Source organism: Sphaerisporangium sp. NPDC049003, from assembly GCF_043197795.1.
GTDB lineage: Bacteria > Actinomycetota > Actinomycetes > Streptosporangiales > Streptosporangiaceae > Sphaerisporangium.
On the sequence record NZ_JBICTU010000037.1, the window covers coordinates 49,541 to 58,532 of the forward strand.

Genomic DNA, 8,992 nt, shown 5'->3' on the forward strand with positions numbered 1-8,992 from the left:
GTGCATCACCTTTCCCGCGTTCGACCTGAGTGCTTGCCGTGCCGGGTCAACTCCCCGAGGTGAACCACCGCGCTGGGATGCGGCAGATACATCAGCCGGGCGTTGCGGTCGGCCGCATTCCGCGCACGCTCAAGCTTTTCGGCCGCGACTCGCCAGAACTCCTCCCATCCCGAGGGGCAGGCGATTGCTTCGGGTGGACCGTAGACCGCGTCGACCAGGTCGGGGCCCTCGCGGGACAGGTCCAGGGTGGTCCTATCTTGCAGCAGCGCCCAGGTGCGCAACAGCGTCATCGGCGCGTAGACCGTCTCAAGGTAGGGAGGAAACCGTGGCCCATCATCGGTGTCAACCACTCCCGCGATGGCCAGAACGGGCTCACCACGCGAAGCCGCCCTGTCGTGACGGTGAAGCCGGCCCGCCCGCTGGATGAGCCAGTCCACTGGTGCAAGATCAGTCAGCATGGCGTCGAAGTCAAGGTCCAGCCCCTGCTCCAGGACCTGGGTACTCACCACGATCGTTCTCGGTGGCCGTGCCCCTCCTCTTCCGAAAGCGGCCCGGAGTTCAGCTTCGACCGCTCGGCGCGCGCCATAAGGAAGCCGGCCATTGACCATGATCAGCTGTGGCCGCGTGGCCGCCGACAGGGCGGAGACCCGCTCTTCGAGAGCCGTGTAGGTCGCGACGGCTCTGCGCACGAGGTTGTGCATGACAACCGCGGACCTACCGTCGTTCACCTGCTTGAGTGCCCAGTCGGCCACATCCTCGTCGCGGACCCGTACCAGATGGAGCCGTCGGTTGTCGTTGAGCTCCGATACTCCCGCCGGCTCGACCACTGGTTTGCCCGTACCGGCCACGGTCACCCTCGGATAGCCGCTGGACTCCTCCATCCTTGGAGCCTCCCGCGGCAGGCACCTCAGCAAGCCGGACTGCCAGGCGGCCACCAGTTCGTGCCTGCGTTGAGAGGGCAGCGTGGCCGACAGCATCACCACCGACGTCCCTAGCCGCCCTAGCCAGGCGAGGAGCCGGTCGAGCAGCGTCGACATGTAAGTGTCGTAGGCGTGCACCTCGTCGATCACGACGACCTTGTTGGTCAAGGCGGCTAGCCGTACGAAGACGTGACCCGAGCGGATGACCGCCTTCAGCGCCTGGTCCACCGTGCCGACGCCCACGGGGGCGAGCAGGCTCCTCTTGCGCGTGAACCACTCCTGCGCATGGATGTCGGAGTCGTCCCGGTCGTCGCGGCCGATGTCGGTGGGGTCGACGGTTCGGTCATTTAGGTGGTCCAGGGCACCAGAGTGAATCAGCCGTACGGTGATCTGGTCGTCGCCGAGTTCCGTCAGCAGCCCCTCCAGTTCGGAGAGCATCTGGTTGCTCGTCGCCTGGGTCGGCATGCCGACGTAGGTCCCCACGAGATTGGTGTTGCGGATGAGGGCCGCCGCAGCTTGGAGCGCCGCGTTGGACTTACCTTCGCCTGTTGGGGCCTCCACGATGATCAATGTGGGATCGTCGCGGTCTGCGGTCATCCTCTCGACGACGGCCTGCACCGGTCGTGGCTTGTCCTTGGGAAACAGTTCGACGAACGTCGCGGGCGGAGCCCAATAGCGGAGTTCGAGCTTTTCCACGGCTGTTTCTGCCAGCATGTCTGCCTGCTTGGCGTAAGCCGGAAGATCGCGGATGTCGGCGTAGGGAAAGTTCTTGACGTCAGAGGCGATCCAGTCACTGATCGTGGTCAGGGCGGCAAGCCCGATCGCGGCTGCATTGCTGACGTGCACGTCTTGCCAGAGGGTTTCGCCAGGATCCGGCAGGCCACGCAAACCGAGGACCTGACTTGCCAGGGCATCGCGCCACCCCTCCCACGTCTGCCCACCGTGGTTGTTGACCTCTCGCCGCGCCTGCCGTAGCGCTGCACCGTCCGGAAAGTAGCCATGGTGCCCACCGAGGGCGACAGCGACCACTTCGGCTGTGACCTGGGACGCTCCCCAACGACGGAGGAGATCCTTCATGTGCATGGCCGTTACGAGACCGTGTGGGGTGTCGAAGCGGCGTCCCAGTCCCGCCCTCTTCCGCGCTAACCGCAGGTCTGCCGCCGCGGATTCGTCGAACCTCGACAAGGCGAGCTCGACCTTCAGCGCCTGGAAGGCGGGACTCTGCTTTCCGAGATCATGAAGGCCACACAATGTTGCGATCCATGCGTCAGGGTCTCCCAGCGGCTCGAACGCCGCGCGCAACTCGTCTCGACATCGCGGGCCGGTAAAGGTACCTATCAGCCGCTCCGCTACAGCGGCCGTGTCGAGGATGTGGCAGATGAGGGGGTGACTCTGGTCCTTACCCGTCTTGCCCCAGGCGGCCCAGATGGGCGGGTCAGCGTTCACCGGACGATGCGGTCGAGCAGATCGAAGGCTTTGATGAACTGGCTTTCCCCTGCTACGAGCGCGGCAGAGAGCGGCACAGCGGGACCACCTCTGCCATCGAGAATGTGTGCGACCACCAACCACGCGGGTGCTGCGGCAGAAACAGCGGCAGCAGCCGCAAGGGTCAGGATGACGAGCGTGCGCAGGTGGAGTCGCCCATCGGGTCTTTCCCTCTTCGCCATCTTGGACTGGCCTAAACTGGCCAATGCTTCCTCCTACGTCTGATGGGTTCTGGAAGCAGAGTGGCCTTCGGGGTGCATCCCGGAGGCCACTCGCGTTTCGGCTCGCGCATGGCCGTGCACGATGCGATCAGGACGATTGTGTCGATTCTTCGCATCCCCACCTGGTGTGGGGAGGTCGTGCCAGTGGACCCGCCTACGAGGGCACATCTCCCGCCATAGGAGAGCAAGTCCCAGCGCCTCGTCAGAAAGCGACGGTTCCGCAACCATACAGACTGATCGACCTCCAGGGGGCCAGAACTCAGTGCTTCACCACGAGATGGTTGATGGTGGCCCGCATACGAGTTCGCTCCGCCAGACCGCTCTAACGGCTTACTCGGATAGCGGTCCGGCCTTTACAGCGAGGAGACCATCTCTACATGCGAGGAGAGCACGCGGCGCGGGTACGGCCGTGGCCGCTCGACCCGGACCATCCCGCGTGCGGAGCACGGGGTAAACGGGGCGGTGACGATGTCGAGAGGGGGACCATCCCCGCGTGCGCGGGGAGCACGGAACCACCCCGGACAGCGCCCTGGAGGAAGGGGGACCATCCCCGCGTGCGCGGGGAGAACGTACGGCACACCGACCAAGAGCGCCGAGCTGGCGGACCATCCCCGCGTGCGCGGGGAGCACCGAAGTGCAGGCCCTTCATCGCGATGCCGAAGGGGACATCCCCGCGTGCGCGGGGAGCACACGAAAGATCCGATGGTGGTGATGGTGCGGGAGGGGCCATCCCCGCGTGCGCGGGGAGCACAAGCGCCGGGAGGAACGAGCGTGGCGGTGCGAGGGACCATCCCCGCGTGCGCGGGGAGCACAGGCCGAGGTTCCGGAAAAGGGTCGGGTACTCGGGACCATCCCCGCGTGCGCGGGGAGCACTCTCTAGGTACACGAGTGTGGCGTCCTCGGCCGGGACCATCCCCGCGTGCGCGGGAAGCACGGCGGTGCCGCCAGACTCCCGGGGCCGTGTCGGTGGGACCATCCCCGCGTGCGCGGGGAGCACGAGGCTGCGAAGCGGCGCGCGGAGATGCTGTCGGGACCATCCCCGCGTGCGCGGGGAGCACGACAGGATCTCGACCTGAACGTCTGTGCGGAAGGGACCATCCCCGCGTGCGCGGGGAGCACCGAGGTACGGCCCTCAGCCTTCGCCACCCACCGGGACCATCCCCGCGTGCGCGGGGAGCACCCAGTGTCGGCCAGCATGCGGCGGATCCCGACGGGACCATCCCCGCGTGCGCGGGGAGCACCCCACCAGGGCGCACACCGCGTACAGCCCGTCGGGACCATCCCCGCGTGCGCGGGGAGCACCCCCCGGGACACGCCCATCCGCCGACCGGCCTGGGACCATCCCCGCGTGCGCGGGGAGCACAACCTCGACATCGCCCTCACCCGCCAAACCCGGGGACCATCCCCGCGTGCGCGGGGAGCACATGTCCACTACGGGCATGCGAGACGCCCGGTGGGACCATCCCCGCGTGCGCGGGGAGCACTCGCGCCGTTCCACCCACAGCACCTGGGCGACGGGAGCATCCCCGCGTGCGCGGGGAGCACGACTTGGACCACGCCATCAGGCACCTCCGGGGGGGCCATCCCCGCGTGCGCGGGGAGCACGATCTCCCACTCCTCGTACACCACGTCGGCCGGGGACCATCCCCGCGTGCGCGGGGAGCACGGCGCGGTCCAGATCCGCACATCGCTGGACTGGGGACCATCCCCGCGTGCGCGGGGAGCACCTGACGCCGATCAGGGAGCACACCCTGACCCCCGGGACCATCCCCGCGTGCGCGGGGAGCACCTCACGGTCGAGCTCCACCGCGCCGGGACGTGGGGACCATCCCCGCGTGCGCGGGGAGCACATCACCGCGTCGGCGGTGTGCGCCTGGGGGATGGGACTATCCCCGCGTGCGCGGGGAGCACCGGCACCAGCCCTGACTGTGCGCTCGGCGAGGGGGACCATCCTCGCGTGCGCGGGGAGCACACCGGGCCCGTCTTCCTCGTCCTTCTGCTCCGGGGACCATCCCCGCGTGCGCGGGGAGCACGGAAAGTATCACGGTGATCCCGTTATGAACGGGGGACCATCCCCGCGTGCGCGGGGAGCACAACACGGTGGTGCCGAGCGTGGTTGTCCCCGCGGGACCATCCCCGCGTGCGCGGGGAGCACGATATGAATCTAGCTACGTGCACGTACCAGGAGGGACCATCCCCGCGTGCGCGGGGAGCACCAAGTCGATCAAGGGCGGTAGGAGCTTCGGCAGGGACCATCCCCGCGTGCGCGGGGAGCACAAACTCAAGCCCACCAACCAGGTCGACGGGTCGGGACCATCCCCGCGTGCGCGGGGAGCACGCCGGCGACGCGCTCTGGGCGCTGGCGTTCGGGGGACCATCCCCGCGTGCGCGGGGAGCACTGGACCATGTGCGCCCAGTCCGGCCGCAGGGTGGGACCATCCCCGCGTGCGCGGGGAGCACATCGTGTCGAGTCCGAGCCTGTACCACTCTTCGGGACCATCCCCGCGTGCGCGGGGAGCACGCCGTCAACGGCCTGGACACGGGCGTGTACGTGGGACCATCCCCGCGTGCGCGGGGAGCACGGCCCGTCACATACGAAAATCCTCGAGACCCGGGGACCATCCCCGCGTGCGCGGGGAGCACGCCCTCGGCTCGGGCGTGTCGACGACGGGTGAAAACTGACCCTGTGGCGACGGCCGAAAACTGACCCCCCTTCAGTCGCTCTGGAGGGTGATCAAGGTGGAGGACTGGGCGGAGATCCGCCGGTTGCACCGGGCTGAAGCGATGCCGATCAAGGCGATCGCTCGGCGTATGGGCGTCTCGAAGAACACCGTGAAAAGCGCGCTGGCGGCCGACGCGCCGCCGAAGTATCAGCGGGCCAGCAAGGGATCGATCGTGGACGAGGCCGAGCCGCAGATCCGAAAGCTGCTGGCGGAGTTCCCGGACATGCCTGCGACAGTGATCGCCGAACGGATCGGCTGGCAGCGGTCGCTGACGGTGCTCAAAGAGCGGGTGCGCCTGCTGCGGCCGCACTACAAGCCCGTCGACCCGTCGCGGACGACCTATCAGCCCGGGGAACTGGCCCAATGCGATCTGTGGTTCCCGCCGGTGAAGGTGCCGGTCGGAGCCGGGCACCGGGCCAGTCCGCCGGTGCTGGTGATGGTGTCGGGCTATTCGCGGTGGCTGATGGCGCGCATGCTGCCCTCCCGAACAGCTGCGGACTTGTTCGCCGGGCACTGGGCGCTGCTGTCTCATCTGGGTGCGGTGCCCAAGACACTGGTCTGGGACAACGAATCGGCGATCGGCCAGTGGAAGCAGGGCAAGCCTCAACTGACCGCCGATGCCACCGCCTTCCGCGGCGCGCTGGGCATCGGGATCGTGCAGTGCAAACCCGGTGATCCTGAGGCCAAGGGGCTGGTGGAGCGGGCCAACGGCTATCTGGAGACCTCGTTTCTGCCCGGTCGCAGCTTCACCTCTCCGCATGACTTCAACGGCCAGCTCGCCGACTGGCTGACCAAGGCCAACGCCCGTCATCACCGGCGGATAGAGTGCCGGCCGGCGGACCGGCTGCAGGGGGACCTGGCGGCGATGGTGGCGTTGCCGCCGATCGCTCCGCTGGTCGGGTGGCGCACCTCCACCCGCCTGTCTCGTGACCACTACGTGCGCGTCGCCTCGTGTGACTACTCGGTGCACCCCTCGGCGATCGGCCGGCTGGTCGAGGTCGTCGCCGATCTAAGCCAGGTCAGCGTGACCTGCGCCGGGCATCTGGTCGCCCGGCATGAACGGTCCTGGGCCATCCATCAGACCATCACCGACCCCGCCCACCAGCACGCCGCCGCCGTGCTGCGCGGCAGGCGCTCACGTCAGGCCACCGGCCTGGCCGAGGTCGAGGTGGAACAGCGCCGGCTCAGCGACTACGACGCCGTGCTGGGTATCGAGGGGGTGGCCTGATGGCCCGGACCGCGCCTACCGCAAACATCCCGGCATCCAACGGCCCCCGCAACAGGGGCGCTGAGCTCGCCTATCTCACCCGGGCGCTCAAGGCGCCATCGCTGGCCGCCGCAGTCGAGCGACTGGCCGAGCGGGCCCGGGCCGAATCGTGGAGCCATGAGGAGTTCCTGGCTGCCTGCCTGCAACGGGAGGTCGCCGCCCGCGAATCCCACGGCGGAGAAGCCCGTATCCGCTTTGCCCGCTTCCCGGCCCGCAAAGCGCTGGAGGACTTCGACTACGACCACCAACGCTCCCTCAAACGCGAGATCATCGCGCACCTGGCAACACTGGACTTCGTTGCCGCCCGCGAGAACGTGGTCTTCCTCGGCCCGCCGGGCACCGGCAAAACCCACCTGTCTATCGGCTTGGGCATCCGCGCCTGCCAAGCCGGGCACCGGGTCGCCTTCGCCACCGCCGCCGCCTGGGTCGATCGCCTGGCCGAGGCTCACACCGCCGGCAAACTGCAAGACGAGCTGACCAAACTCTCCCGCATCCCCGTCCTCATCGTCGATGAGGTCGGCTACATCCCCTTCGAACCCGAGGCCGCCAACCTGTTCTTCCAACTGGTCTCAAGCCGCTACGAACGAGCAAGCCTGATCGTCACGAGCAACAAACCGTTCGGACGCTGGGGCGAGGTCTTCGGCGACGACGTCGTCGCCGCCGCGATGATTGACCGTCTCGTCCATCACGCCGAGGTCATCAGCCTCAAGGGCGACAGCTACCGCCTCAAGAACCGAGATCTCGGCCGTGTTCCCCCAGCCGGTCACAGCGACGAACAGTAACGATCAACCACATCAGGGGGTCAACATTCAGACGACGCCAGGGGGTCAAGATTCACCCGTCGTTGACAGGGCGTCCAGGACTCACTGGGGGGACCATTCCCGCGTGCGCGGGGAGCACAAGAAACTTCCGGACGCAGATACGGGGATGAAGGGACCCCCGCGTGCGCGGGGAGCACGACCAATCCACGATCAATTTATTCGCATGGTTGGGACCATCCCCGCGTGCGCGGGGAGCACCACCACGCGGTTACGCATGCGAGGCGGGGGCCAGGACCATCCCCGCGTGCGCGGGGAGCACCCCGTCGCACCGGACCGGCCCCTCGGGATGCAGGGACCATCCCCGCGTGCGCGGGGAGCACAACCCGATCGCGTCCTGGCCGACCTTCGTCCAGGGACCATCCCCGCGTGCGCGGGGAGCACATCGTCGCGCTGATCAGGTCGTCGGCGGCCTGGGGACCATCCCCGCGTGCGCGGGGAGCACGCTGCTGGTGGCGCCGCGTCCAAGATGTCCGAGGGACCATCCCCGCGTGCGCGGGGAGCACAAGGAGGTCTTGAACGCCGATCCGGAACTGATGGGACCATCCCCGCGTGCGCGGGGAGCACGAGCACCCGGCCGGGGAGCAGTACCTTGCCGGGGGACCATCCCCGCGTGCGCGGGGAGCACAGCCACTGCATGGCGTCGCGGACGTTGCGCGGGGGACCATCCCCGCGTGCGCGGGGAGCACGCGAACTCCCGCAGGGTGGGCCGGGGCGAGCTGGGACCATCCCCGCGTGCGCGGGGAGCACCCCGTCAGCCACCTGTGGATCGTGGCGACCGTGGGACCATCCCCGCGTGCGCGGGGAGCACAAACGGCAGGACCGGGCCACCATCACCGCCTGCGGGACCATCCCCGCGTGCGCGGGGAGCACTTCGGTGTCAGGACCTTCCCAAATGCAGGACAGGGACCATCCCCGCGTGCGCGGGGAGCACAGCACCTCGTACGGTTCGCGCCGCGCGATGTCGGGACCATCCCCGCGTGCGCGGGGAGCACCTGTACGAGCGGGACGACTGCGCGGCCGTGAAGGGACCATCCCCGCGTGCGCGGGGAGCACCGTGCTGGACTCCACGATGCTGGGCGGGCTCGGGGACCATCCCCGCGTGCGCGGGGAGCACACTGCCTGACCTGCAGCATTGTCGGCGACGAGCGCGGAATTCGAGCACTTTCGAGGGACCGGACATTTCGGACGCTGCCAGACTGCTTATGCTGAGACATCAAGTCGGCCCAGGGTGTATCACTGGCCTCACGTGAGCAAGCCACATCGTTCGGTGCGCCAGTTCAGTGAAGTAGCCGGCACTCGCAGCGTTGACCTAGAACGGACAGCTCTGCATTCGAACCGTTTTCGTAGAGTGAGTTGCCATGCAGCCGCTCGCGCTCTTCGACCTAGACAACACCCTCGTCAACTTGGATGAGGCTTTCGAGGCGTGGGCTGGAGAGTTCGTCGAGAAACACGGCTTGGGCCCCTCCCTGCCAAAATAGACAGAGGTAGCAAACAGGTATAAAACTCTGTGTCGAGGGTGGGTAAGGAGACATCCGTTCGTGGGAGCAAGCAAGCC

The 8,992-nt window shown here is 68.0% G+C and carries 4 protein-coding genes and 2 CRISPR repeat arrays; of the genes, 2 read left to right on the forward strand and 2 right to left on the reverse strand.

The features are described 5' to 3' along the window. Positions 1-5 precede the first annotated feature (5 nt). The gene (gene cas3 / locus ACGFIV_RS31695; RefSeq protein ID WP_392838517.1) at positions 6-2,366 is read right to left on the reverse strand and encodes a CRISPR-associated helicase Cas3'; all 2,361 of its coding nucleotides are present in this window, start codon (positions 2,364-2,366) and stop codon (positions 6-8) included. Next, positions 2,363-2,611 carry a hypothetical protein gene (locus ACGFIV_RS31700; protein ID WP_392838518.1) on the reverse strand — a complete coding sequence of 83 codons (249 nt, stop codon included), beginning with the start codon at positions 2,609-2,611 and terminating at the stop codon, positions 2,363-2,365. Before ACGFIV_RS31700 ends, cas3 begins: the two co-directional genes overlap by 4 nt. A gap of 439 nt (positions 2,612-3,050) precedes the next feature. Beyond that, a CRISPR array of direct repeats spans positions 3,051-5,269; the repeat unit is 25 nt; unit sequence GGACCATCCCCGCGTGCGCGGGGAG. 87 nt (positions 5,270-5,356) lie between these two features. Here ACGFIV_RS31700 and istA point away from each other — a divergent pair. Together istA and istB are read left to right on the forward strand one after the other, a co-directional pair. Beyond that, the gene (gene istA / locus ACGFIV_RS31705) at positions 5,357-6,577 is read left to right on the forward strand and encodes an IS21 family transposase (RefSeq protein ID WP_392838519.1); all 1,221 of its coding nucleotides are present in this window, start codon (positions 5,357-5,359) and stop codon (positions 6,575-6,577) included. Next, entirely contained in the window at positions 6,577-7,398 is an 822-nt protein-coding gene (gene istB, locus ACGFIV_RS31710; RefSeq protein ID WP_392838520.1) for an IS21-like element helper ATPase IstB, read from the forward strand. Before istA ends, istB begins: the two co-directional genes overlap by 1 nt. Before the next feature lie 89 nt (positions 7,399-7,487). Then, positions 7,488-8,551: a CRISPR direct-repeat array (repeat unit 28 nt; unit sequence GGACCATCCCCGCGTGCGCGGGGAGCAC). Positions 8,552-8,992: the final 441 nt, after the last annotated feature.